Below are 24,010 nucleotides of genomic sequence, written 5' to 3' on the forward strand. Positions count from 1 at the left end.
GGGTTAAAGCTCCAGCGGGGGAATGCGGGCAATGGATTGCTTGCGGAAGATGATCGGGCGCTCGCGCCATGGCACGATGCCATCGGCGCTTTGCGCATAGGCGCTGGCGCCGGCAAGGATCTCGGGCACATCGGCGTCGGAGAGGCGGCCATAGACATAGGTCCAGCTGCCGGGACGCGTCAGGGCGATGGAGCAGCCATTGGTGCAGGCCGAAAGGCATTCGGTGGGGCGCACCTCGACCGCGCCATCCGCATTGGCGGCGCTCAAGGCCAGCGCCAGCAGCGCGCCGGGCACGCTCTGGCCCTCCACGGAGGTCTGGCCCGCGCGGCAGGTGGTGCAGACAAAAAGGACGGCATTCTGGCCCACGACGCTTCCATTCCCGTATGCGGGGGCGTCTTTGCACAGACCACCGGGCACCGAACCCCTGGTTCAGCGCCTGATCGACCGGCCACAGCACACCCCGGCTGTCCGTTTTCAACTGCTGGCAGGTCTCCCGGCTGGCGGATCGGGGGCGTGAACCCTGCGTCAGCCTCGCCTTCCCGAGCCTTGCGGCCAGTGGCATCGAAGCTGCCTCATCCGTTGACGGTCGCGGGGGCGGCTGTGTTTGAGGCTTTGGCAAGCCCTGTCACATTCCCTCTTCGCCTCTTGGCAGACAAGCGCCGCCGTAAGGAACCAACGTGGCGGGGATTGCGGGATTGCGGCGGGGCTGTCAAGGAATGCCGCGATCAGGAGAGTAGCATGACCGCCGAAGCCCCGACGAAAACCCCAGATGCCGACTTTGACCGCCACAACGCCAAGATGGCCAAGAAAAAGGCTTCTCGCGACAAGATCATGGCGAGCAAACAGGGCGAAAAGGGTTTGGTGATCGTTCATACCGGCACGGGCAAGGGCAAGTCGTCCTCCGGCTTCGGGATGATCCTGCGCTGCATCGCCCATGGTATGCCGAGCGCCGTGGTGCAGTTTATCAAGGGCGCCTGGGACACCGGTGAGCGGCGGTTGATCGAGCAAAATTTCCCCGATCTCTGCCAGTTTCACGCCATGGGCGAGGGTTTTACCTGGGAAACGCAGGACAAGGCCCGCGATATCGCGGCGGCGCGCAAGGGCTGGGACAAGGCCAAGGAACTGATCCGTAACCCGGAAATCCGCATGGTGCTTCTGGACGAAATCAACATCGCCCTGCGCTATGAATACCTCCCGCTGGAGGAGGTGCTGACCTTCCTGCGCGAGGAAAAGCCCGAGATGACCCATGTGGTGCTGACGGGCCGCAACGCTGCGCCCGAGCTGATCGAGCAGGCCGATCTCGTCACCGAGATGACGCTGATGAAGCATCCCTTCCGCGGCGGCATCAAGGCGCAGGCCGGGGTGGAGTTCTAGACCCTTTATGCCCGCGTTGATGATCCAGGGGACGGGTTCTAATGTCGGCAAATCGCTGCTGGTGGCGGGGCTTTGCCGGGCGGCGCGTCGGCGGGGACTGAGTGTCGCGCCCTTCAAGCCGCAGAACATGTCGAACAATGCGGCTGTTACCGCTGATGGCGGGGAGATCGGGCGGGCTCAGGCCTTGCAGGCGCTGGCCTGCGGTCTGGCGGCGCATACCGATATGAACCCGGTGCTTTTGAAGCCCGAAACCGATGTCGGCAGTCAGGTGGTGGTGCAGGGGCGGCGCATCGCCACGGTGAAGGCGCGGGAGTATGCCGCTCTGAAACCGCAGCTGATGGCCCCGGTGCTGGAAAGTTTTCACCGCCTGAAAGACGCGCATGATCTGGTGATCGTGGAGGGCGCGGGCAGCCCGGCGGAGGTCAATCTGCGCGACGGCGATATCGCCAATATGGGCTTTGCCTGTGCGGCGAATGTGCCGGTGGTGCTTGCGAGCGATATCGACCGGGGCGGGGTGATCGCCCAGATGGTCGGCACGCAGGCGGTGCTCTCGCCCGAGGATGCCGCGATGGTGCGCGGCTTTCTGATCAACAAGTTTCGCGGCGACCCCTCGCTGTTCGACGATGGCTATCGATTGATCGAGGACCGCACCGGCTGGCGCGGTTTTGGGGTGCTGCCATGGTTTGCTCAGGCCCATCTGCTGCCTGCCGAGGATGCGCTTGATCTGGGGCATATCTCGTCCGGAGGGCAGGTGAAGGTGGCGGTGCTGGCGCTCTCGCGCATCGCCAATTTCGATGATCTCGATCCTCTGGCGCAAGAGCCCGACATCGATCTGGTGATGATCCGCCCCGGCGAGGCCATCCCCGGCGATACCAGGCTGGTCATCCTGCCCGGCAGCAAAAGCACGCGCGGCGATCTGGATTTTCTGCGCGCTCAGGGTTGGGATGTCGATCTGGCGGGGCATGTGCGGCGGGGCGGTCATGTGCTGGGGATTTGCGGCGGCTATCAGATGCTGGGCCGCTCGATCAGCGATCCGCAAGGGCTGGAAGGACCGGCGGGAGAGATGCCCGGCCTTGGCCTGCTGAATGTTGCAACGGCCATGCAGGGCGACAAGCGGCTGACGCAGGTTCAGGCGATCCACGCCGCCAGCGGCCTGCCTGTCGAGGGCTACGAAATCCATATCGGCCTCACCGATGGCCCGGATCGCGCCCGCCCCTTCGCCCGGATCGGGGGGCGGCCCGAGGGTGCGATCTCCGAAGATGGCCGCATCATGGGCAGCTACCTGCACGGTCTTTTCGCGCAGGATGCTTTTCGCTCGGGTTTTATCGCGGGCCTTGGCGCGAAGCCGTCAGGCCTTGCCTATGGCGCCACGGTCGAGGCAACCCTCGATGCCCTCGCCGATCATCTCGAAGCCCATGCCGATGTGACCGGCCTGCTGGCGCTGGCTGAATAAAGCTCAGCGCCGCAGCCATGCATGGCTGTGGTTTTCCTGCCAGCCCGCGCGATGCAGCAGCGGCGTATCATCGACAAATTCCGGATGCCCGATGCACAGCCATGCCGAGAAAGCCCAGCCATCGGGCACCTCCAGCAGGCGCTCGATGGCTTCGGGGTCGAGGATCGACACCATGCCCAGCCCCAGATTGTCGGCCCGCGCCGCCAGCCACAGCGTATGGATCGCCATGGCGGTCGAGGCCTGAAGCGTGGCGGGGATGCTGTGGCGGCCCAGCCCATGCCCCTCGGCCGGATCGCTGACGGTGAACACCGCCAGTTGCAGCGGCGCCTTGTCCAGCCCGGCCAGCTTGAGCCGGTTGTACTCCGAAAGGCGCTCACCCTCATAGGCCTGCGCCGCCTCGGCATTGCAGGCGAGGAAATTGTCATGGACGGCCTGACGCAGCCCGGCATCCTCCACGCGGATCACCTGCCATGGTCTGGCATTGCCGACAGATGGCGCCAGATCCATCGCCGCCTGAAGGCGTTCGATCCGGGCTTCATCCAAGGCTGTGTCGCGGAAGTGGCGCACATCGCGTCGCCAGCGCATGATGCGCTCCAGCGTGTTGGCCTCGTCCTGCGTGAAATCCATCAATCCGCTTGCCCAAACGCGGCGGCAAGGCGCCGCCATTCGCTCTCCATGCCCGGCAGACCCAGACGGATCAAGCGGGATGACCATGGAAAGATGCGGCTCCAGATGCGATGATCGGCCAGATGATCCTGAGCGGCGGCGGCACCGGGCGTGTCATAGAGCCGGAAGAGATGGGTGCCCCCCACCAGCGTCCAGCCATGGGTCTGCGTCAGTGCATCGATCCGCCCGACCTCATGAACCAGACGCCGCGTGGTCGCCCGCGCCCATGCGGCGTCCTGAAGCGCGGTGGCGCCGATTTCCAGCGCCGGGCCCGCCACGGGCCAGGGGCCAGCCATGGCGGTCAGCCGGGCGATGATCTGCGCATCGCCCAGTGCAAAGCCCAGCCGCACGCCCGCCAGTCCGTAGAACTTGCCGAAGGAGCGAAGCACCACCAGCCCCGGCTCTCCGGCATGGGGCGCCAGCGACATCTCGGGCAAGGGGTCGGCGAAGCTCTCGTCCACCACCAGCAAGCCGACCTTGTCACGCAGGGCCAGAAGATCGGCAGGCGCGATCAGGCGGCCATCGGGATTGTTGGGATTGACCACGACAGCGATGGCGCCCCCCGCAAGATCCCCCGGATCACTGACCGGCTCCACCATGAAGCCGGCGGCGGTGAAGCAGGCGGCATGCTCATTATAGGTGGGGGAGAGAACGCGCACTGTACCGCCAGCCGCGCCCAGCGCCATTGGCAGCATCTGGATCGCGGCCTGAGCCCCGGCCAGCGCCACCATCGGCGCTGGGGTGCGATAGGCCTGTGCGGCGGCTTTGAGCAGGGCATCGCGTGCGCTGGCGGTGGGCAGGGCTGTCCATGCCTCGGGGGGCAGGGGAGGCACGGGATAGGGCACGCGGTTGATGCCGGTTGACAGGTCGATCCAGTCATCGCCGCCGCGGCTGGCGCGCGCGCGGTCCAGATCGCCGCCATGGTCACGCCGCATAGTTCTGGAACTTCCATAAGGCGATCACACAAGGCGTCGCCGCGCAGAGCGCCGCCAGCCCCACCACGCGGCGATAAAGCTTCAGCCCGGCCAGCAGATTGGCGGGCGCGGGATCGGGAGCTTCTCCATTGAGCCATGGGTCTTCACTCGGCCCCTCGGCATAGAGGCGCGGGCCGGACAGGCGGATGCCCAGGGCTCCGGCAAAGGCGGCCTCGGGCCAACCGGCGTTGGGCGAGCGGTGGTTGCCGGCATCCGACAGCATCACGCGCAGAGCTGTCGCAGGTCGGTTGCTGGCCAGCACATAGAGCAGGCCCGTCAGCCGCGCGGGAATCCAGTTGGCGATATCGTCGATTTTCGCGGCGGTGCGGCCAAAGAACAGATGGCGCGTGGTGCGATAGGCGATCATCGAATCCAGCGTGTTGATCGCCTTATAGGCCGCGATCCCCGGCAGCCCCAGCAGCACACCCCAGAACAGCGGGGCGATCACGCCATCCGACGTGTTCTCCGCCAGACTTTCGGCGGCGGCGCGCGTGATGGCGGGCTTGTCCAGCCTGTCGGGCGAGCGCCCGACGATCATCGAGACCGCCTTGCGCGCGCGGGGCACATCTCCAGCGGCCAGCGGCTCGGCCACGGCGGCGACATGATCGTGCAGGGAGCGCGCCGCCAGCAGCGGCCAGGCCAGAATGCCGCCGACCACAGCACCGGTCCAGTCGCGCACCAGCAGCAGGGAAAGCGCCATCGCCACGCCTCCGGCCAGCAGGATGATGCTCAGGGCCAGCATGGTGCCTTTGGACTGCCGGGTGTCGTCATCCTCGCTTTCGTCGTTCCAGTGCCGGTCGCCCAGAGCGATCAGCTGGCCCAGCCAGCTGACCGGATGGCCGATCAGGCGATAGAGGACCATCGGCCAGCCCAGCATGGCTTCCAGCGTCAGTCCGATCAGCATCTGCGTGGCATGCAGGGCCATCATGGGCAGGCTTTCTGATTGACGTAGCCAATCGCCCATTGCTGGCCGCAGGGGATCAGCCGCGTGATCGACAGAGGATCGATGCTGAACGCCAGAGCAGGCCCCATGGTTCCGCATGCCATGGCCAGAGCGGCGCGGATCGTTCCGGCATGGGCGACGATGGCGCTGCGCCCGGGAAGGGTGGCGATTTCGACGAGGGCGGGGGCGGCGCGGGCGTAAAGGTCGGCAAAGCTCTCGCCTTGCGGCGGGGCAAGCCGGACCAGCTTTTCGGGAGGCAAGGCGCCCTGATCGGGGATTTCGGCAAAGGGCAGGCCTTCCCATGCGCCGAAATCCTGTTCCCACAGGCGGGCATCTTCGGCCATGGCCATGTCCGCCCACAGCGCCTGCGCCGTCTGGCGGCAGCGCAGGGCGGGGCTGGTTATGACCCGATCCACCGGCCCCAAAAAGCCGCGCAAAGCCGCCAGGGCCTGCCCATCGCCCAGATTGGCGGGCACGTCGCGCCGCCCGGCCAGTCGGCCCTCATTCAGGGCCGGGGCATGGCGGATCAGCAGCAGTTCGTGGCGCGGCGCGGATGCCAAAAGGCATATCTCCTCTTGAGTTGGACGTGCTTCTGGTTTCTCTGCGCATGATTCGGCAAGCACTTGATGGAGCAACCCACAGCATGGCGCGGATAATTCTGGTGACCGGCGGTGCCCGCTCCGGCAAGAGCGCCATCGCGGAAGGCCATGCCTTGGGCTTCACCGGTCACGCCACCTATATCGCCACGGCGCAGGCTTTCGACACCGAAATGGAGCAGCGCATAGCTACCCACCAGGCCCGTCGCGGGCCGGAATGGCGCAATCTGCACGCTCCCTTCGATCTGGCGGATGCCTTGCGCGAAAGCGATCATGCCCCCTGTCTGGTCGATTGCCTGACGCTGTGGTTGACCAACATGATGCTGGCCGAACGTGATTGGCGGGAGCAGGGCCTGCCGGAGGCTCTGGCCGCGCGAACCTCGCCCGTGGTACTGGTCACCAATGAGGTTGGCGGCGGCATCGTGCCCGACAATGCGCTGGCGCGCACCTTTCGTGATGAAGCGGGCTTGCTCAACCAGCGCGTCGCGGCCATGGCCGATGAGGTTGTTCTGGCGGTCTGCGGACTGCCCATGAAGGTGAAGTGATGTTTGCCAGTCTTGCCGAAGTTGCCGATTTCGCCCGCAATGCCCCCCGTTTCGATGAGGTTGCCGCGCTGGCCGCCCGCGCCCGGCAGAACAGCCTGACCAAGCCCCCCGGCTCGCTGGGAAGGCTTGAGGAGATCGCCGAATTCATGGCCGGATGGCGCGGCACGCCGCGTCCGGCGATTAACCATGCCCAGGCGCTGGTCTTTGCCGGCAATCATGGGGTCTGCGTCCACGGCGTCAGCCCCTATCCCAGCGAGGTGACCGTGCAGATGGTCGCCAATTTCGAGCATGGCGGGGCGGCGATTAACCAGCTTTGCCGGGCCTCTGGCGCCGATCTTTCGGTGATCGCCCTCGATCTGGACCGCCCGACCGATGATTTCACCCAGGGCCCCGCCATGAGCGAGGCCGACACGCTGTCCGCCATCGCGCGGGGTGCCGAAGCGGTGAACCCCGAAGCGGATATTCTGGTGCTGGGGGAAATGGGCATTGGCAATTCGACCATCGCTGCGGCGCTGGCCTGCTCGCTGTTCGGCGGCGAACCGGCAGCTTGGGTCGGTCCGGGCACGGGTGCTGACAGTGCAGGCATGCAACGCAAGGCTCAGGTGATCGCGCAAGGGCTGGAACGCCATGGCGATGCACAGGGTATGCAGCGTCTGGCCGCCCTTGGCGGGCGCGAGCAGGCGGCAATCTGCGGCGCGGTGCTGGCGGCCCGCGCCAGGCGCATCCCGGTGATCCTCGACGGCTTTATCTGCACGGCGGCGGCGGCGGTGCTGCATGGCGTCTCGCCCGATCTGCTGGACCATTGCCTGATCGGCCATGCCAGCGCCGAGCCGGGCCATCGGCGCCTGCTCTCGGCGCTGAACAAGCGCGCGGTGCTGGAGTTCGATATGCGTCTGGGCGAGGGATCGGGCGCGGCTCTGGCGCTGGGCATCGTGCGTGCGGCCCTGGAGTGCCACAATGGCATGGCCACCTTCGGCGAGGCCGGAGTGAGCGAGGCGTGACCCTTTTGCGCCGCCGCTGCTCCGAAGCGCAGGTGGCGTTGATGCTGCTGACAAGGCTGCCCGCCGGGCGTTTGCGCGGTGAGGTGCCCACGCTGGCTCAGGCGGCATGGGCCTTTCCGCTGGCCGGACTGGCGGTGGGGGCGATTGTCGGCGGCATCTTCACCTTGGGGCAAGCGCTGGGCTGGCCTGCGCCGGTGGCGGCGGGCGTCGCTCTGGTGGCCGGACTGCTGGCCACGGGAGGTCTGCATGAAGACGGGCTGGGCGATGTCGCCGATGGCTTCGGCGGCGGCCAGACCCGTGAACGCAAGCTGGAGATCATGAAGGACAGCCGCCTCGGCAGCTATGGCGCAATGGCTCTGGTGATGGCGCTGGGGTTGCGGTGGTTGCTGCTGGCCCAGCTTGGCGATGTCTGGCGGATTCTTGCGCTGTCGGTGGCCAGTCGTGCTCTGCTGGTGGGCGCCTTGGCGGTGATGCCGGTGGCGCGGGCCGATGGGCTGGGGCGTTCTGCCTCCGGTGTCGGCGTGGTGCGGCTTGGCATGGGATTGGTGCTGGGTGCTTTGGCGCTGGTTTCCGGGCTGGAGTTTGTGCCGGGGTTGATCGTGGGGCTGGTGATGGCCGTTGCGGTGGCGCTGACGGGCCTGATCGCATGGCGCCAGATCGGCGGGCAGACCGGCGATGTGCTGGGCACCATGCAGGTGGTGGGTGAGATCGCAGGCTGGTTGGCCCTGCTGTCGATCCCTGCTTGAACCCTTACTGGCCGTCGGCGCGCAGGGTCAGCACTTCGACGCCTGAGGCAGTCACCGCGACCGTATGCTCGAACTGGGCCGAGAGCTTCTGGTCACGGGTCACCACCGTCCAGCCGTCGTCTTCGGTTTCGACCATGCGACTGCCCTGGTTAACCATCGGCTCGATGGTGAAGACCATGCCTTCCTTCAGCGTTTGCCCCGTGCCCGGGCGGCCGTAATTAAGGATGTTGGGCTCCTCATGCATCTCACGGCCGATGCCGTGGCCGCAATATTCGCGCACCACCGTGTAGCCGTGCTTCTTGGCGTGCCGCTCGATGGCATGGCCGATATCGCCCAGCGTGGCGCCGGGGCGGACCTGACGGATGCCCTGCCACATCGCCTCCTGCGCCACGCGCACCAGACGCCGGGCGGCCGGATTGACCTCCCCTACCATGTAGGTTTTGCTGGAATCGGCGATAAAGCCGTTCTTTTCCAGCGTGATATCGAGGTTGATGATATCGCCGGCGCGGATGATCGTGTCTGTGTCGGGCACGCCATGGCAGACCACATGGTTGATCGAGCAGTTCAGCACATATTTGAAGCCATATTGCCCCTTGCTGGCCGGGCGCGACGCCAGATCGACGGTGATGAAACGCTCGACCAGATCGTTGACCTCCATGGTGGAACGGCCCGCCAGATCCAGCGTATCGAGCATCTCGAAGACGCGGGCCAGCAGACGGCCCGAGATCCGCATCAGCGCCAGTTCCTCCGGGGTTTTAACCATGATCAGGCCGCCATGACAGAAGCGATGGGCGCATCCGGAGAGGGCAGGGTGATCTGCGCCTGTTCCAGCTGGATCTTGACGATTTCCTGAAAGGAGAGGGTGGGGTTGGCTTCGGCCAGCATGCCCATCTTCATCCAGAATTCCGCCTGAGCGTTGATCGAGCGGCACATCACCGCGCTGGCGCGGCGGATGTCCTCGTGAAGCTGGTCGTCGATCTTGACTATGCCCATGGGAGCCTCCGTGTTCCAATATGCGAAACATATACGATTCGTATATTCCGGTCAATCCGGCGAGCCAGCGCATCGACTGGCCGCGCGGCGATTGACAGGCCTGGCGCCTGCCATGAGCTTTTCGTCAAAGGGGATGCCATGATCGACAATGCCCATGCGTCGCGCCCGTCTGCTGTGAGACTCTCCGATCTCACCTTGGGTTCGATCTGCCGGATCGGGATCACGCTGAGCAGTTGCTTCTGGCTTCCGGCCTCGCTGCTGATGGGGCTGGCGGCGGCGAGCGGGGTGCTGCCCGATCTGGGGGTGGGGCCCAATGCGCCGGGGCTGATGGGCTTTGCCAGCGGTTTTCTGCAGGGGATCGGCTGTTCGATCGCCAATGATGTGGTGGTGGTTCTGGGCGCTCTGGGCTTTGCGGTGATGCGCGGCTTCGGGGCTGGGCCAAATGTCGTATTGAGGCAGAAATCTCCTGAAAAAGCGGCGTAATTTCGGCAATGCTGCGCCGCACAAAGGGACTTGCGGCCAAGGCCCTTCTGTGAAAGGATAATCAGGTTCGTCAGTGCGAAGATGTCTGACGAAGGTTTCGCCCCGGGAAGGGGCATGAATTGACGATATGGCAACGACGCCATCGATCCAGCCCTGGGGCTGCGTTCGGTGGCGTTTTTTGTGTTTGGGGCCCACCGTGACGATCGACACCGCGACGATCAAGGCTGAAATCGCAAGGCAGGTAAAGAGCGTCTGCCCCTATTGCGGCGTGGGCTGCGGCATCGTCATGCAGGTCGAACAGGGGCGGATCACCAAGGTTTCAGGCGACAAGAGCCACCCCACCAATTTCGGGCGGCTCTGCACCAAGGGCAGTTCGTGCAATGTGCCTGTCACCGCGCCGGGGCGGGCGGACAAGGCCTATGCCCGCCTCGCCGACGGCAAGGATCAGGGCGCGATCCCGATGGAGGAGGCCATCGCGCGCACTGCTCAGGGCCTGCGCGGCATCATCGACCGCGACGGGCCCGATGCGGTGTCCTTCTATGTCTCGGGGCAGATGTCGCTGGAGGCGCAGTACCTCGCCAACAAGCTGTGCAAGGGCTTTATCGGCACCAACAACATCGAGAGCAATTCGCGCCTCTGCATGGCCAGCGCGGCCAGCGGTTACAAGCTGTCCATCGGGGCGGATGGGCCGCCGGGATCGTATCAGGATTTCGATTCCGCCGATCTGTTCTTCGTGATCGGCGCCAATATGGCCGACTGCCACCCCATCCTGTTCCTGCGGATGATGGACCGGGTGAAGGCGGGGGCGAAGCTGATCGTTGTCGACCCGCGGCGCAACACCACGGCGGAGAAGGCCGATCTGTTCCTTCAGGTGAAACCCGGCAGCGATCTGGCGCTGATGAACGGGCTGCTGCATCTGCTGCATGCGGCAGGCCATACCGATCCGGAATTTATCGCCAGCTACACCGAAGGCTGGGAGGCGATGCCGGATTTTCTGGCCGATTACCCGCCCGCCAAGGTGGCGCGGATCACCGGCATCCCCGAGGAGGATCTGCGCCAGGCCGCCGCGATGATCGGCGCCGCGCCCAACTGGATGAGCTGCTGGACCATGGGCCTCAACCAGAGCACCCATGGCACCTGGAACACCAATGCCATCTGCAACCTCCATCTGGCGACGGGCGCGATCTGCCGCCCCGGCGCCGGGCCTTTCTCGCTGACGGGACAGCCCAATGCGATGGGCGGGCGCGAGATGGGCTATATGGGGCCGGGCCTGCCGGGGCAGCGCGCCACGCTCAGCGCCAAGGATCGCGCCTTTGTGGAACGTGCATGGGGCATCGCCCCGGGCACGCTGAAGAAGGAGGCGGGCAAGGGGACGATCGCCCTGTTCGAGGATATGGCGGCGGGCAAGGTGAAGGCGTGCTGGATCATCTGCACCAATCCGGTGGCCAGCGTTTCCAACCGCAAGACCGTGATCGCCGGGCTGGAGAAGGCCGAACTGGTCATCGCTCAGGATGCTTTCGTCGATACCGAGACCAACCGCTATGCCGATATCATCCTGCCCGGCGCCCTCTGGGCCGAGGCGGAAGGGGTGATGATCAACTCCGAACGCAATATGACGCTGATGCAGCAGGCGGTGGCCCCTCCGGGCGAGGCCATGGCCGATTGGCAGATCATCGCCCGCGTCGCCTGCGCCATGGGGTATGAGCAGGGCTTTACCTATGCCGATGCCGGGCAGGTGTTCGAGGAAATCCGCCAGTTCTGGAACCCGAAGACCGGCTATGACATTCGCGGCGCCAGTTACGAAAGGCTGCGCGAAACCCCGCTGCAATGGCCCTGCGCCCCCGATGCGGAGCAGGATCGCAACCCGGTGCGTTATCTCAATGACGGCATCAGCCAGACGCTGCGCAAGGGCGAGGATGGTGCCACGCCCGCCATCGCTTTCCCCACGGAGCGGGGCAAGGCCTTCTTCCTGCCGCGCCCGCATATAGACGCGGCGGACATGCCCGATGCCGATTTCCCCCTGATCCTCAACACGGGGCGGCTGCAGCACCAGTGGCACACGCTGACCAAGACCGGCAAGGTGCCCACGCTCAACAAGCTGAACCCGGGCCCCTTTATCGAACTCCATCCCGAAGACGCCAGGGCGCTGGGCATTGCCGAAAAGGATCGCGTGGAAATCCGTTCACGCCGGGGCCGGGCGGTGCTGCCCGCCGTGGTGACCGACCGGGTGAGGCCAGGCAATGCCTTTGCGCCCTTCCACTGGAACGATGTGTTCGGCGAGGATCTGGCGATCAATGCGGTCACCAGCGACGCCATCGACCCGATCTCGATGCAGCCCGAATTCAAGTTCTCCGCCGTGGCGCTGACGCGGCTTTCCGGCCCCGCCGAAGCTGCGCCCGATGCAGCGCCCGCCAAGACAGCCATCCCTGAAGCCACCTCCCGGGACTTTACCCTTATGCCTCATGCTCTTGCCGACGCGCTTGTCGATGTTCTGGGGCTGCCCCGGTCGATCCCCGATTTCTCGGTGGAGGAGCAGCATTACCTCTCCGGCTTCACCGCCGGGCTGAGAGTGCCGGGCGCCGCCGCGCCGGGCAGCATGCCGGTGGTGCCTGCCACGGCGCCGCTTGCCGGGGCGAAGCTGAATTTCGTCAATGGCTTGCTGGCGGGGATGGTATCGCGGGCGGGGAGCATGGCTCAGCCTTTGGAGGGTGAGGCGACCGGGGTGATGGTGGCTGCTCCGGTTGGTGCTGCCTCGAAAGAGGTGCTGGTGCTCTGGGCCTCGCAGACGGGCAATACCGAGGCCTTTGCGGAAAAGGTCGCCGCGTTTCTTGGCGAGCAAGGGCTCGTTGCCAAGCTGATTTCCATGGATGAGGTAACGCCTGCCGATCTGGCCAGAGCGGGCCATGCGCTCCTGCTGGCGAGCACGTTCGGCGATGGCGATCCGCCCGACAATGGCGGTGCCTTCTGGGATGCGCTGAGCGAGGAGGCCGCGCCCCGGCTTGAGGCCCTGTCCTTCGCGGTGTTGGCCTTTGGCGATTCCAGCTATGACCAGTTCTGCGGCTTCGGTCGCAAGCTGGACGCAAGGCTGGAAGCGCTCGGCGGGCGTCGTCTGGTTGAACGCGTGGATTGCGAGCCTGATGGTGAGGATGCGGCCCAAGGCTGGCTGGAAAAGGCCGTGGCCAGCCTGACCAGCGACGGTGAACCGGACAAGGGTGCGGACATGACTCCTCCGCTGCCTGTCGCCCCCGGACCGGAAAATCTGGATGCCATGCTGGCCGTGATGGAGCGGCCTGCCGCTGCTGCTGCCACGCCTAAACCCGATCAGGCAATGTATGATCGCAAAGCCCCGCTCTCCACGCGGCTGATCACCAACCGGCGGCTGAGCGGATTGTCCTCGCAAAAGGATGTGCGGCAGTTCGGCTTCGATCTGGCGGGCAGCGGGCTGACCTATGAGGTAGGCGACGCGCTGGGCGTCTGGCCGGTCAATTGCTCAGATCTGATTGCGGAAGTGCTGCTGCGGCTGGAGCTGGATGCGATGGCCCCGGTGATCCTGCCGGGCAAGGGCGAGATGCCGCTGGGCTGGGCGCTGGCCTATCATCTCGATATCACCAGGGTGACCCGGCCTTTGCTGGAGCTGGTGGCCCGGCGCGATCCGCAGGCCGATGTCGTGCCTCTGCTGGCGGGCGAGAAGGCCCAGCTCGACAACTGGCTGTGGGGCCGGCAATGGGCCGATGTGCTGCATGGCGCGGCGGTGAAACTGTCCGCGCAGGAACTGGTCGATGTTCTCAAGCCGCTTCAGCCCCGGCTCTATTCGATTTCCTCCAGCCCGCGCGTTCAGCCCGATGAGGTTCAGCTGACCGTGTCCGTCGTGCGCTGGATGCAGGATCTGCGCACGCGGATGGGGGTGTGCTCCAGCTTTCTGGCCGACCGCGCGGAAGGCGAGGAATGCCGCATCTTCCTGCAACCTTCGGCGCATTTCCGCCCGCCCGCCGATCCCGAGGCGCCCGCGATCATGATCGGGCCAGGCACGGGCATTGCGCCGTTCCGGGGTTTTCTTCATGACCGTCAGGCCAGTGGCGCGCGCGGAAGGAACTGGCTGTTCTTCGGCGAACAGCATGAAGCCAGCGATTACTACTACCGCGAAGAGATCGAAAGCTGGACCCGTAGCGGGCACCTTTCGCGCCTCAGCCTGGCCTTTTCGCGCGATCAGGCCGAAAAGATCTATGTCCAGACCCGCATGATCGAGGAAGGCGCGCAACTCTGGCGCTGGCTGGATGAGGGCGGGCATGTTTATGTCTGCGGCGATGCCTCGCGCATGGCCAGGGATGTCGACAAGGCGCTGCGCCAGATCATCGCCCAACATGGCGGCATGAGCGACACCAGCGCCCGCGATTATCTCACCGCCATGCAGAAGTCGAAACGCTATCTGCGCGATGTCTATTGATTTGTTTCTGAAAAACACGATCCTTCAAATGTAAACTTGCGTAAAGGAGATGAGAGGCCTTTGGATCGCGCTGCGATCCTGCTAGGCCCCGACCATGACCGTTCTTGCGCTTGCATTTTTCGGCGTCGCCAGCACCAGCCTGCTTCTCGCCATCGCGCTTTTGGCTGCTTTTCAGCGCTTTGGGCGCGTGCGCCATGCCACCTACTGGGCCAGCGCCTTCGCCCTGATCGCGCTGGATCACACGCTGATGGCGATGCGGCTGCTGACGCCGGGAAGCCATACGGTCGCCAATCTGGTGGCTTGCACTGCGTCTTTATCCGGCGCCACGCTGGTCGCGCTGGGCTTTCGCGAGCGGAGCGGTTTGCGTGAGCAGGGCTGGTTTCTGGGCTCCCTGGCGATCATGGCGCTGGGCTGCGGCGTGCTTGTCGTGCGGTTTCCGGACAAGCCGGTGCATCATCCGGTGGTCACCGCCTATGTGGTGGTGATGCTGTTCTTCTCGATCCGCGCGCTGCGGCGCGGGCCGGAGCGCGAACTGGCGCAAGGGGGCACCACGCTGGCGATGATGAGCCTGTTCATGGCCTTCTTCGGCGCGTTGACCATCCTGGGCCTGATGACCGACCCGTGGGGCGCGCTGAGCAGCCAGATCTATCATGCCGTCTATGTGCTGGGCGTGCCCGCCAGCCTGACAGGCATCGGCCTGTTCGCCCTGTTCCTGCTGGCCGAGGATCTGGCCCATGGCATGCGCCATCTGGCGATTGTCGACCCGTTGACCGGGCTGCTCAACCGCCGCGGGTTCGAGGAAGCGGCGCGGCGGGTCAAGGCGCAATGCCGCCGCAGCCGCACGCCGGTTTGCGTGGCGGTGGTGGATCTCGATCATTTCAAGTCGATCAACGACCGTTTCGGTCATGCCGCCGGAGATCTGGCGCTCAGCGAATTTGCCCGCCGCCTGCAATCAGGGCTGCGTCAGGGCGATCTGGTCTCGCGCGCCGGGGGCGAGGAATTCGTGTTGCTGCTGCCGGGCGTGAATGCGAGCGAGGTCAGCGATCTGCTCAATCGACTGCGCATCACCCTGTCCTCGGATCAGGACGATGACGCGCTTGGGTTTACCATGCCGACTGCCAGCTTCGGCGCGGTGGAAATCGGCCCGCGCGATCTGCTCACCACTTGCATCGAGCGTGCCGATCTCGCGCTTTATCGTGCGAAGCGGGATGGGCGCGACTGCGTGCGCGTCGATCTGGACCACGCGTTGACGGCATAGAAAAGGGCGCCGGTGTCCCGACGCCCTGTTTCATGTCCAGCCTGAAACCTTAGCTTGCCGGGGCAAATTCGCCCGTGGCCTCATCCAGCACATGCAGCACGCCATCGGAAATAGCGAAGAAGGCGCCGCGCAGCGTCAGTTCTCCGCTCTTTTCCTTCTCGCGCACGCAGGGGAAGCTGCGCAGATTCTCAAGGCTGACCTTCACCCCGGCCAGCTCCATCGCGCGCTCGGCCTCGCGGCCCTTCGTGCCGTATTTCTCCACCACTGGCCCGCGTGCTTCATCCAGCAGCGAAATCCAGTTGGCGATAAAGCCGCCCTGTCCCGGCTCGGTGCCGTGCAGATCCTGAGACAGCGCCGCCTTGCAGCCGCCGCACAGACCATGACCCAGCACCAGAACCTCTTTTACCTTCAGCACCTGCACCGCAAATTCCAGCGCGGCGGAAACACCGTGCAGGCCCGGCGTCGTCTCGAAAGGCGGCACCATGGCGGCCACATTGCGCACCACGAAAATCTCGCCCGGATCGACATCGAAAATCTGAGAGGGATCGACGCGGCTGTCCGAACAGGCGATCACCATCACCTCGGGCTGCTGGCCTTCGCCAAGCTGCTGCCAGCGGTCGCGATGCGGGTTCCAGCCCGATTCGCGAAAACGGCGGTATCCGGCCAGAAGGCGGTCGAGTGGGGGGGTAGCGTCCGTGCTCATAGGCGCTTTTTATCCACCAGAACGCCCCCCATGCAAGAGGCGGCTTTCCGTCCATGCCCTTTGGTGCAAGCAGGCTTGCATTGCGCGCAAGTCTTAAGACGCTTTTCCTCTGGAAAGGCGCCGCGCATGCGCCTATCTGGCACACATGAACGACCTCTCGACCGCGCCTCAGCCCGCCGAACAGAACCCTGAACGCCCCGCAATCCAGCGCAAGCCCGACTGGATTCGCGTGAAAGCGCCGGTCAGCAAGGAATATGGCAAGACCCGCGACCTGATGCGCGAGCTGAGCCTGAACACGGTGTGCGAAGAGGCAGCTTGCCCCAACATCGGCGAATGCTGGACCAAGAAGCACGCCACGGTGATGATCCTGGGCGATGTCTGCACCCGCGCCTGCGCCTTCTGCAATGTGAAGACGGGCATGCCGCGCAAGGTCGATCCGCTCGAGCCCGCGCATGTGGCCGAAGCCGCCGCCAAGCTGGGGCTGGAGCATATCGTCATCACCTCGGTGGACCGTGACGATCTGCCCGACGGCGGCGCGGGCCAGTTCGTGAAGGTCATCAACGAGCTGCGCAAGAACACGCCCAACACCACCATCGAGATCCTGACGCCGGACTTCCGCAACAAGATGCTGCCCGCCATCGAGGCGATCGTGGCTGCCGGTCCGGACGTTTATAACCATAATCTTGAGACGGTGCCCCGGCTCTACCCCACCATCCGCCCCGGCGCGCGCTATTATGCCTCGCTGCGTCTGCTGGAGGAGGTGAAGCGCCACAATCCGATGATCTTCACCAAGAGCGGCATCATGCTGGGTCTGGGCGAGGAGCGTCTGGAGGTCCATCAGGTGATGGACGACATGCGCAGCGCCGGCATCGATTTCCTGACCATGGGCCAGTATCTGCGCCCCACGCCCAAGCATGCCGAGGTGAAGGAGTTCGTCACCCCAAAGGCTTTCGCCGCCTATGGCGCGATTGCCCGGGCCAAGGGCTTCCTGCAGGTGGCGGCCAGCCCGCTGACCCGCTCGTCCTATCACGCGGGTGAGGATTTCGCCGAAATGCGTGCCGCGCGTGAGGCGCAGCTGGCCAAAAAAGCGGCGACACAGGCGGCTCAGGCCGCGCTGGCGGGCGGCAAGTAACATGCCGGGCATTCATGAAGTGCGGCGCATGCCTTACAGCGCCCAGCAGATGTTCGATCTGGTCGCCGATGTCGCGCATTATGGCGAGTTTCTGCCATGGGTAGTGGCCACCCGCGTGCGCAGCGACGATGGGCATGAGATGATCGCCGACATGCTGGTCGGCTTCAAGATGCTGCGCGAGAAGTTCACCAGCAAGGTGGTGAAGGAACGCCCCAACGTCATCACCGTCCACTATGTCGATGGCCCGATGCGCGATCTGGATAATCGCTGGGAATTCCGCGACGTGGAGGGTGGCTGCGAGCTGGATTTCAACGTGACCTTCAGCTTCCGCAACGCCTTGTTCGAAAGCATCGCGGGCCAGTATTTCGACCGCGCCTTCCGCAAGATGGTCGAGGCTTTCGAGGCCCGCGCCGCCGATCTTTACGGCGCTCCGGCGGTCTGAAGCCGCAGCAGGACACAGCAACGCCGGCCGAGTCCCAGAGAGTTGGCCGGCGTTGTCGTAAAAGAACAATTCTCAAGGACGGGAAGGGCTAAGCAGCCGTTCAGCCACCAGACGAGACGGAGAGATCACCCCCATGAGCCCCCTGGAAAAGAAACAGAGGATCATCCGCCAGATCGCGATTTTCGGCACGGTTCTGGCCGTGTTTCTGATCTTCACCGCTTACCGGCTGAAGACCGGCAACTTCGGCTAACTCAGATATCGTAGTTCCCGCCGGGCTGGGTTTCTTTCTCGGCCTGCGCGGGCAACAGCAATTCCAGCGCCACTTTCACCGCATCGGCGCGCACGCTGGCGCGGCTGGTGGGCGCGAAATGGCGCTCTTCGGCCACCACATCGGTCGCGCCGCGCTCGGCCTTGGCGAAGACCACCAGACCTACCGGCTTTTGCGCCGTGCCGCCATCGGGCCCGGCAATGCCGCTAATCGCCACCGCCACATCGGCGTCCGAATGCTTGAGCGCGCCCTGCGCCATCGCCCAGGCGCAGGCCACGGAGACCGCGCCGAAGGTGTCGATGATGTCATGCGGCACGCCCAGCTGGCGGTGCTTGGCGGCGTTGGAATAGGTCACGAAGCCGCCCTCGACCACCGCCGAGGAGCCCGCGATTTCCGTCAGCGCCCCGCAGACGAGGCCCCCGGTGCAGCTTTCCGCCAGTGTTACCTTGCGGCCAGCGGCGAGGTTTTCATCGATCACCCGCTGCGCCAGCGCAACGATCTCGGGAGGGAGAAGGGATTGGGTCATTTGCAGATCTGGATCTTTCCGACCCTCGCCGCACCGGCCTGGGAACCCAGACCGATGGCGAGACCGATGATATCCGCCGCGCTCTGGGCGGGCAGGGGGGAGAGCAGGCGCAGCATGGAATCGAGGCTGCTGCACCGCTCGGCGGGAATTTTCTCGACGACGAGGCCCTGAATAAAGGCATCGGCCATCTGCTGAAGCTGGGGATCGGGCATGTTGCGCAGCATGTCGCCAACCGGGCCCTGCTGACCCGATGACAGCTTGAGGAACACGTTGCGTGCGTCCGGCCATGCGCCGGGCTTGGCGGCGGCATAGCGCGCGATCATGTCGGGCCCGCCGGTACGCAGAAAGGCGTCGGGCGGCAGGCTGGCCGAGCAGCGCTGCGCCGTCGCGCTCAGCGCGTTGGGCAGGGCATAGGTCGCCAGCGAATTGAACTCATGCGGGGTCAGGCAAGGCGGTTCGGCGGCGCGGGCCAGACCTGGCACCAGCACCAGCAGCGCGGCGGAGAGGGCGCAGAAAGGGCGCCTGCCGACCCGCCGGGCTCTCACGCGCGCACCACCACGGCTGCGGCCTGACAGGCGATGCCTTCGCCGCGCCCGGTGAAGCCCAGCTTTTCGGTGGTGGTGGCCTTCACGCTCACCAGCGCCTCGGGCACCTCCATGATGGCGGCCAGACGGACCTGCATGGCATCGCGATGCGGGCCGATCTTGGGCGCCTCGCAGATGATCGTCACATCGACATTGCCGAGCTGATAGCCAGCTTCGCGCACCAGCTTCATGGCATGGGCCAGGAACCGGTCGGAGGAAGCACCCTTCCACTGCATATCGCTGGGCGGGAAATGCTTGCCGATGTCGCCCAGCGCCACCGCGCCCAGCAGGGCATCGACCAGCGCATGGATCGCCACATCGGCATCGCTATGGCCCGAGAGGCCCCGATGATGCTCGATCTTCACGCCGCAGAGCCACAGCTCCTCGCCATCCTCCAGCCGGTGGACGTCATAGCCGGTGCCCATGCGGACGGGCGGGCGGGTCTCGCCGTTCCCAAAATCGCTGGCATAGGTCAGTTTGTGCAAGACTTCATCTCCATCGACCAGCGCCACGTCGAGCCCATGGGCCTGCGCCACCTGGGCATCGTCGCCGGCGATGGGCGTCTGTGCCCAAGCCTGATGCGCCGCAAGAATGTCATTATAGTTAAAGGCCTGCGGAGTCTGCACCCGGCGCAAGGCTTCGCGTTGGGCCGGAGCGCCCATTTTCAGGCCGCGCGGATCGGCATGGCACAGGCTGTCCACCACCGGCAGCGCAGGGATGGCGCCGGGGAAATGCTCCAACGCCTCCACCAGCCTGTCGATCACCGCGCGGGGCAGGACCGGGCGGGCGGCGTCATGGATCAGCACCAGACGCGGACCATCGCCCTGCATCGCTTCCAGCCCGAAACGCACCGATTGCTGGCGGGTCTCGCCCCCGGTGATAAAGCGCACGCCGTCGATCCCGGCCACGCAGGCGCGGGCGATCTCTTCGGCGCCTTCGGGGATGGCCACGATGATCGGGGTGATGCCCGCCTGCGCCAAGGCTTCCACGGAATGCCGCAAAACCGGTTTGCCGCGCCATGGTGCAAATTGCTTGGGAACGGGTTGCCCGGCCCGCAAGCCTTGCCCTGCTGCCACGACCAGAGCCGCCACGTCGGAGAGATTCGCTTCGCTCGTCATCGGGCGGGCCGGTAAACGCTTGCTGCCTGCCGCGCAATCCACTATGCGCTGCCTGTTTTTTAGGCAAAGCCCGGTTTATGAGCAGCACACCCATTCCGCCCGTCCTCAAGCCGATCCATATCGGCCCCGTCCAGATCGACTGTCCAGTCGTTCTGGCGCCGATGACGGCGGTGACCGACCTGCCGATGCGCCGCCTGGTGCGCCGCTATGGCAGCGGGCTCAATGTGACCGAGATGATTGCCAGCCCCGCCGCGATCCGCGAAACGCGCCAGTCGATCCAGAAGGCGGCTTGGGACCCGGCGGAAGAGCCGGTCTCGATGCAGCTGGTCGGCTGCGAGCCCGAACAGATGGGCGAGGCGGCCAAGCTTTCCGCCGACAAGGGCGCTGCCATCATCGACATCAACATGGGCTGCCCGGTGAAAAAGGTGGTGAATGGCGATGCCGGTTCCGCGCTGATGCGCGACCTGCCGCTGGCCACCCGCCTGATCGAGGCCACGGTGAAGGCCGTCGATGTGCCCGTCACCGTCAAGATGCGCATGGGCTGGTGCCATGACAGTCTGAACGCCCCCGAACTGGCGCGCATCGCTCAGGATCTGGGCGCCAGGATGATCACCGTGCATGGCCGCACCCGCAACCAGATGTACCGCGGCGAGGCCGACTGGGCCTTTGTTCGCAATGTGGTGGAAGCGGTGGACATTCCCGTCATCGTCAATGGCGATATCTGCACCATCGAGGATGTGGCCAAGGCCGTCGAGCAGTCGGGCGCCGATGGTGTGATGATCGGGCGCGGTGCTTATGGCCGGCCTTGGCTGCTGGGTCAGGTGATGCACTGGCTCTCGACCGGCGAGCGCAAGGATGCCCCGGATCTCGCCGAGCAATATGCCGTGCTGCGCGAGCATTACGAGCTGATGCTGGAGCATTACGGCACCGTCACCGGCGTCAATCTGGCCCGCAAGCATCTGGGCTGGTACACCAAGGGGCTGCATGGCTCGGCGGAATTCCGCAACCGCGTCAACTTCTTCGATGATCCCGATATGGTGAAAGCGGCGCTGGAAGAGTTCTATATGCCGCTGATCGAACAAGGCCATCAGCCAGCGCAGGCTGCTTAAGCATGGTCGCAGCCGGGGAGGGGCCCGATCATCGCAAACTGATGCTCAGCCTGCCCATGGCGGTGGTGGTGCTGGCGCCCGGGCAGATGATCGCTCAGGTCAATCCCGCCGCCGAGCAGTTTTTCGGGCAATCCAACCGCCGCCTTGTCGGCAGGGCTTTGAGCAGCCTGATCGATGTGGGCGAGCCGCGTCTGGCCCGCCGTCTGGCCGAGGGCGATGCCCCGGTCTCCGCTCGGCAGATCGATGTGCAACTGGTCGGCCATGGCGTAAGGCGGCTGGATATCACGGCAGCCCCGGTGGCGGATTTCCCCGGTTGGCTGGTGATGACTCTGCATGATTCCTTCGCTGCCGACGCCATGCGCGAAAATGGTTCGGGCAATGAGGAAGGCGTGCTGCGCGCGCCCGAAATCCTGGCCCATGAGATCAAGAATCCGCTGGCGGGCATCAAGGGCGCCGCGCAATTGCTGGGCCGCAAGGTGGAGGGCGCAGACCGCGCCATGACCCTGCTGATCGCCGATGAGGTCGACCGCATCGCCAAGCTGATCGACCAGATGCAGACTCTCAGCCGTCGCACCGCCGAGCCGGTCGCGCCCTGCAATCTGCATGAGGCGATCCGCCGCGCCGCCGCCATTCTCTCCGCCGCCACCGAAGCCCCGCCGCGCATCGAGGAAGAGTTCGATCCCTCGCTGCCCTCGGTGCTGGGCAGCGCGCATGGGCTGGTGCAGGTGCTGATCAACCTGCTCTCCAACGCACGCGATGCCTGCCGCAAGACCGAAGGCGCGCGCATCATCGTGCGTACGCGTTTCGCCAGCGGCCTGCAGCTGCATTCGGCGGGGCAGGGCTCTCCGGTGCGCCTGCCGATCGAGGTGCGCGTCTCTGACAATGGCCCGGGCATCGATCCCACCATGCGCGACCATATTTTCGAACCCTTCGTCAGCAGCAAGAAAAGCGGGCAGGGGCTGGGGCTGGCGCTGGTGCGCAAGCTGGTGCGCGACATGAATGGCCGCATCACCCATGACCGCGACGAGGCCGGAGGCTGGACCCATTTCCGCCTGCACCTGCCCGTCGCCATCGATGACACGCCAAATCCTGGAAAATGGCGCTTATTCAAGAGACAGGGCATAGGATGACGGGCGTTTGATGAATGTTCTGCTGGTCGAAGATGACGAGTCCATCGCCATCGTGATCACCGCCGCGCTGGAGGCGGATGGCTTTGCCGTATCGCGCAGCGACAGCATTGCCGGTCGCGACCGCCTGCTGGGCGAGCGGCGCTTTGCCGCGCTGGTCACCGATGTGATGCTGACCGATGGCGACGGCATCGAATCGCTGGACCGGGTGCGTGCTTTGCGCCCCGATATGCCGATCATCATCCTTTCGGCGCAGAACACGCTGGATACGGCGGTGCGGGCCAGCGATACCGACGCTTTCGAATATTTCCCCAAGCCTTTCGACATCGATGAACTGGTGCGCACCGTGCGTCAGGCGGCTGCGGCGGGCTCATCGCAGGGGTTGCTGGAGGAAGAGAACGCCGGACAGGGGCTGCCTCTGGTGGGGCGCAGCGCCTCGATGCAGGCGGTCTATCGCATGATCACCCGCGTGCTGCGCAATGATCTGACGGTGCTGATCCTTGGCGAATCCGGCACCGGCAAGGAGCTGGTGGCCGAGGCGATCCATCAGCTGGGCCATCGGCGTTCCGGGCCCTTCGTGGCGGTCAACACCGCCGCCATCCCCGCCGAGCTGATCGAAAGCGAGCTGTTCGGCCATGAGAAGGGCGCCTTCACCGGAGCCGTCGCCCGCAACATCGGCAAGTTCGAGCAGGCCGAGGGCGGCACGCTGTTCCTCGACGAGATCGGCGATATGCCGATGCAGGCCCAGACCCGCCTGTTGCGGGCGCTGCAATCGGGGATGATCCGCCGCGTGGGCGGGCGCGACGAGGTGCGCATCGACACGCGCATCATCGCCGCCACCAACCGCGACCTGATGCCGATGATCGCGGCAGGGCAATTCCGCGAGGATCTGTTCTATCGCCTGAACGTCGTGCCCATCAACCTGCCGCCGCTGCGCGAGCGCGCCGACGATGTGGAGGCCCTGGCCCGCCATTTCCTGACCCTGGCCGCCTCGGAAGGCCTGCCGCGCCGCCAGCTGGCGCCCGATGCCGTCGACCTGCTGGCCCGTCAGCCATGGCGCGGCAATGTGCGCGAGCTGCGCAATTTCATCTATCGCCTTGCCTTGCTGGCGCGTGAGGATGTGATCGATGCCGCCGCTCTGGCCCCCTTGCTGACGGCTCCGGCGCGGACGGAAGAGGATGTGGCCGCTGCGCCCGCGCCAACCCGCGCCTTCGATCTGGAGAGCTGCGTGCCCCAATGGCTGGCCCGCGAAAACCCCGAGCCCGGTACGATTTACGACACCGCGCTGGCCGCTTTCGAGCGCCCGCTGTTCATCGAAATCCTGCGCGCCACCGGCGGTAACCAGCTGCGCGCGGCGCAATTGCTGGGGATCAACCGCAACACCTTGCGCAAGCGTCTGGGCGAGCTGGCCATCGATGCCGAGACGCTGGGGCGCCGTTCCTGAACGCGATGGTTACACAAATCCTCTTGCAAGCACGTTACAGTGGTGTTGTAAGCGCGCAACGATGTCACAGAATATGACCCC

General features: G+C 65.3%; 24 protein-coding genes and 1 riboswitch. Of the genes, 13 read left to right on the plus strand and 11 right to left on the minus strand.

Translation table 11 applies throughout. The annotated features are described in order from the left end of the window. Positions 1-3: 3 nt before the first annotated feature. The gene (locus SR3_RS05855) at positions 4-366 is read right to left on the minus strand and encodes a DUF1636 family protein (protein ID WP_068082124.1); all 363 of its coding nucleotides are present in this window, start codon (positions 364-366) and stop codon (positions 4-6) included. A 100-nt stretch (positions 367-466) separates the two neighbouring features. Next, positions 467-679, minus strand: a riboswitch (cobalamin riboswitch). 59 nt (positions 680-738) lie between these two features. Between SR3_RS05855 and cobO the strand changes: the two genes are divergently transcribed. Then, entirely contained in the window at positions 739-1,374 is a 636-nt protein-coding gene (cobO, locus tag SR3_RS05860) for a cob(I)yrinic acid a,c-diamide adenosyltransferase (protein ID WP_068082127.1), read from the plus strand. Positions 1,375-1,381: 7 nt separating this feature from the next. Continuing rightward, the gene (locus SR3_RS05865) at positions 1,382-2,827 is read left to right on the plus strand and encodes a cobyric acid synthase (protein WP_068082130.1); all 1,446 of its coding nucleotides are present in this window, start codon (positions 1,382-1,384) and stop codon (positions 2,825-2,827) included. Positions 2,828-2,830: 3 nt separating this feature from the next. Here SR3_RS05865 and bluB read toward each other — a convergent pair whose 3' ends face one another. Genes bluB through SR3_RS05885 form a run of 4 tightly spaced genes read right to left on the minus strand, consistent with a single transcriptional unit; the run spans position 2,831 to position 5,970 of the window. Then, positions 2,831-3,454, minus strand: a complete 624-nt coding sequence (bluB, locus tag SR3_RS05870; RefSeq protein WP_068082133.1) for a 5,6-dimethylbenzimidazole synthase — start codon at positions 3,452-3,454, stop codon at positions 2,831-2,833. Then, positions 3,454-4,428 carry a threonine-phosphate decarboxylase CobD gene (gene cobD / locus SR3_RS05875; RefSeq protein ID WP_068082137.1) on the minus strand — a complete coding sequence of 325 codons (975 nt, stop codon included), beginning with the start codon at positions 4,426-4,428 and terminating at the stop codon, positions 3,454-3,456. The genes bluB and cobD overlap by 1 nt, the downstream gene beginning before the upstream one ends. Continuing rightward, positions 4,418-5,395, minus strand: a complete 978-nt coding sequence (cbiB, locus tag SR3_RS05880; protein WP_245653791.1) for an adenosylcobinamide-phosphate synthase CbiB — start codon at positions 5,393-5,395, stop codon at positions 4,418-4,420. The genes cobD and cbiB overlap by 11 nt, the downstream gene beginning before the upstream one ends. Further along, entirely contained in the window at positions 5,392-5,970 is a 579-nt protein-coding gene (locus SR3_RS05885; RefSeq protein WP_068082141.1) for a histidine phosphatase family protein, read from the minus strand. The genes cbiB and SR3_RS05885 overlap by 4 nt, the downstream gene beginning before the upstream one ends. A gap of 83 nt (positions 5,971-6,053) precedes the next feature. Here SR3_RS05885 and cobU point away from each other — a divergent pair, with 83 nt between their 5' ends. The 3 genes from cobU to SR3_RS05900 are packed head-to-tail and all read left to right on the plus strand — an operon-like array spanning position 6,054 to position 8,298. Then, positions 6,054-6,551 (plus strand): bifunctional adenosylcobinamide kinase/adenosylcobinamide-phosphate guanylyltransferase, encoded by a 498-nt coding sequence (gene cobU / locus SR3_RS05890; protein WP_068082144.1) that lies wholly within the window; start codon positions 6,054-6,056, stop codon positions 6,549-6,551. Beyond that, a complete protein-coding gene (gene cobT / locus SR3_RS05895; RefSeq protein WP_068082147.1) occupies positions 6,551-7,552 on the plus strand; it encodes a nicotinate-nucleotide--dimethylbenzimidazole phosphoribosyltransferase in 1,002 nt (333 codons plus the stop codon). Before cobU ends, cobT begins: the two co-directional genes overlap by 1 nt. Next, complete coding sequence (locus SR3_RS05900; RefSeq protein ID WP_218018761.1) at positions 7,549-8,298, plus strand: adenosylcobinamide-GDP ribazoletransferase; 750 nt, start codon at positions 7,549-7,551, stop codon at positions 8,296-8,298. The genes cobT and SR3_RS05900 overlap by 4 nt, the downstream gene beginning before the upstream one ends. Positions 8,299-8,302: 4 nt before the next feature. Here the strand turns inward: SR3_RS05900 and map are convergent, their stop codons facing one another. Together map and SR3_RS05910 are read right to left on the minus strand one after the other, a co-directional pair. Then, a complete protein-coding gene (map, locus tag SR3_RS05905) occupies positions 8,303-9,061 on the minus strand; it encodes a type I methionyl aminopeptidase (protein ID WP_068082149.1) in 759 nt (252 codons plus the stop codon). A 2-nt stretch (positions 9,062-9,063) separates the two neighbouring features. Beyond that, a complete protein-coding gene (locus SR3_RS05910) occupies positions 9,064-9,291 on the minus strand; it encodes a ParD-like family protein (protein ID WP_068082152.1) in 228 nt (75 codons plus the stop codon). 138 nt (positions 9,292-9,429) lie between these two features. On the opposite strand from SR3_RS05910, the gene SR3_RS05915 reads away from it, so the two are divergent. From SR3_RS05915 to SR3_RS05925, 3 genes are all read left to right on the plus strand, one after another. Then, positions 9,430-9,774, plus strand: a complete 345-nt coding sequence (locus tag SR3_RS05915) for a hypothetical protein (protein ID WP_068082156.1) — start codon at positions 9,430-9,432, stop codon at positions 9,772-9,774. Between the two features lie 196 nt (positions 9,775-9,970). Further along, positions 9,971-14,218: a bifunctional nitrate reductase/sulfite reductase flavoprotein subunit alpha gene (locus tag SR3_RS05920; protein WP_245653792.1), complete on the plus strand. Its 4,248-nt coding sequence runs from the start codon at positions 9,971-9,973 to the stop codon at positions 14,216-14,218. Positions 14,219-14,312: 94 nt separating this feature from the next. Next, on the plus strand, positions 14,313-15,476 hold the full coding sequence (locus SR3_RS05925) for a GGDEF domain-containing protein (protein ID WP_068082159.1): 1,164 nt from the start codon (positions 14,313-14,315) through the stop codon (positions 15,474-15,476). 49 nt (positions 15,477-15,525) lie between these two features. On the opposite strand, the gene SR3_RS05930 is transcribed toward SR3_RS05925, so the two are convergent. After that, on the minus strand, positions 15,526-16,179 hold the full coding sequence (locus SR3_RS05930) for a carbonic anhydrase (RefSeq protein ID WP_068082162.1): 654 nt from the start codon (positions 16,177-16,179) through the stop codon (positions 15,526-15,528). 145 nt (positions 16,180-16,324) lie between these two features. Here SR3_RS05930 and lipA point away from each other — a divergent pair, with 145 nt between their 5' ends. Together lipA and SR3_RS05940 are read left to right on the plus strand one after the other, a co-directional pair. Beyond that, positions 16,325-17,311, plus strand: coding sequence for a lipoyl synthase (lipA, locus tag SR3_RS05935; protein ID WP_068082166.1), 987 nt, complete (start codon positions 16,325-16,327; stop codon positions 17,309-17,311). Between the two features lies 1 nt (position 17,312). Next, the gene (locus SR3_RS05940) at positions 17,313-17,753 is read left to right on the plus strand and encodes a type II toxin-antitoxin system RatA family toxin (protein ID WP_068082169.1); all 441 of its coding nucleotides are present in this window, start codon (positions 17,313-17,315) and stop codon (positions 17,751-17,753) included. Between the two features lie 251 nt (positions 17,754-18,004). Here SR3_RS05940 and SR3_RS05945 read toward each other — a convergent pair whose 3' ends face one another. From SR3_RS05945 to SR3_RS05955, 3 genes are read right to left on the minus strand one after another with little or no spacing between them, the layout of a single operon-like run. Further along, positions 18,005-18,547 carry a CinA family protein gene (locus SR3_RS05945; protein ID WP_068082171.1) on the minus strand — a complete coding sequence of 181 codons (543 nt, stop codon included), beginning with the start codon at positions 18,545-18,547 and terminating at the stop codon, positions 18,005-18,007. Beyond that, positions 18,544-19,092 carry a hypothetical protein gene (locus tag SR3_RS05950; protein WP_068082172.1) on the minus strand — a complete coding sequence of 183 codons (549 nt, stop codon included), beginning with the start codon at positions 19,090-19,092 and terminating at the stop codon, positions 18,544-18,546. Before SR3_RS05950 ends, SR3_RS05945 begins: the two co-directional genes overlap by 4 nt. Beyond that, positions 19,089-20,249 carry a bifunctional 2-C-methyl-D-erythritol 4-phosphate cytidylyltransferase/2-C-methyl-D-erythritol 2,4-cyclodiphosphate synthase gene (locus SR3_RS05955; protein ID WP_068082178.1) on the minus strand — a complete coding sequence of 387 codons (1,161 nt, stop codon included), beginning with the start codon at positions 20,247-20,249 and terminating at the stop codon, positions 19,089-19,091. Before SR3_RS05955 ends, SR3_RS05950 begins: the two co-directional genes overlap by 4 nt. A 77-nt stretch (positions 20,250-20,326) precedes the next feature. Here SR3_RS05955 and dusB point away from each other — a divergent pair, with 77 nt between their 5' ends. Genes dusB through SR3_RS05970 form a run of 3 tightly spaced genes read left to right on the plus strand, consistent with a single transcriptional unit; the run spans position 20,327 to position 23,929 of the window. After that, positions 20,327-21,358: a tRNA dihydrouridine synthase DusB gene (gene dusB, locus SR3_RS05960; RefSeq protein WP_068082180.1), complete on the plus strand. Its 1,032-nt coding sequence runs from the start codon at positions 20,327-20,329 to the stop codon at positions 21,356-21,358. Positions 21,359-21,360: 2 nt separating this feature from the next. Next, positions 21,361-22,488, plus strand: coding sequence for a two-component system sensor histidine kinase NtrB (locus tag SR3_RS05965; RefSeq protein WP_068082182.1), 1,128 nt, complete (start codon positions 21,361-21,363; stop codon positions 22,486-22,488). 10 nt (positions 22,489-22,498) lie between these two features. Continuing rightward, positions 22,499-23,929 carry a sigma 54-interacting transcriptional regulator gene (locus tag SR3_RS05970; protein WP_174549131.1) on the plus strand — a complete coding sequence of 477 codons (1,431 nt, stop codon included), beginning with the start codon at positions 22,499-22,501 and terminating at the stop codon, positions 23,927-23,929. Positions 23,930-24,010 lie beyond the last annotated feature (81 nt).

The organism is Novosphingobium rosa NBRC 15208 (assembly GCF_001598555.1).
Taxonomy (GTDB): Bacteria; Pseudomonadota; Alphaproteobacteria; order Sphingomonadales; family Sphingomonadaceae; genus Novosphingobium; species Novosphingobium rosa.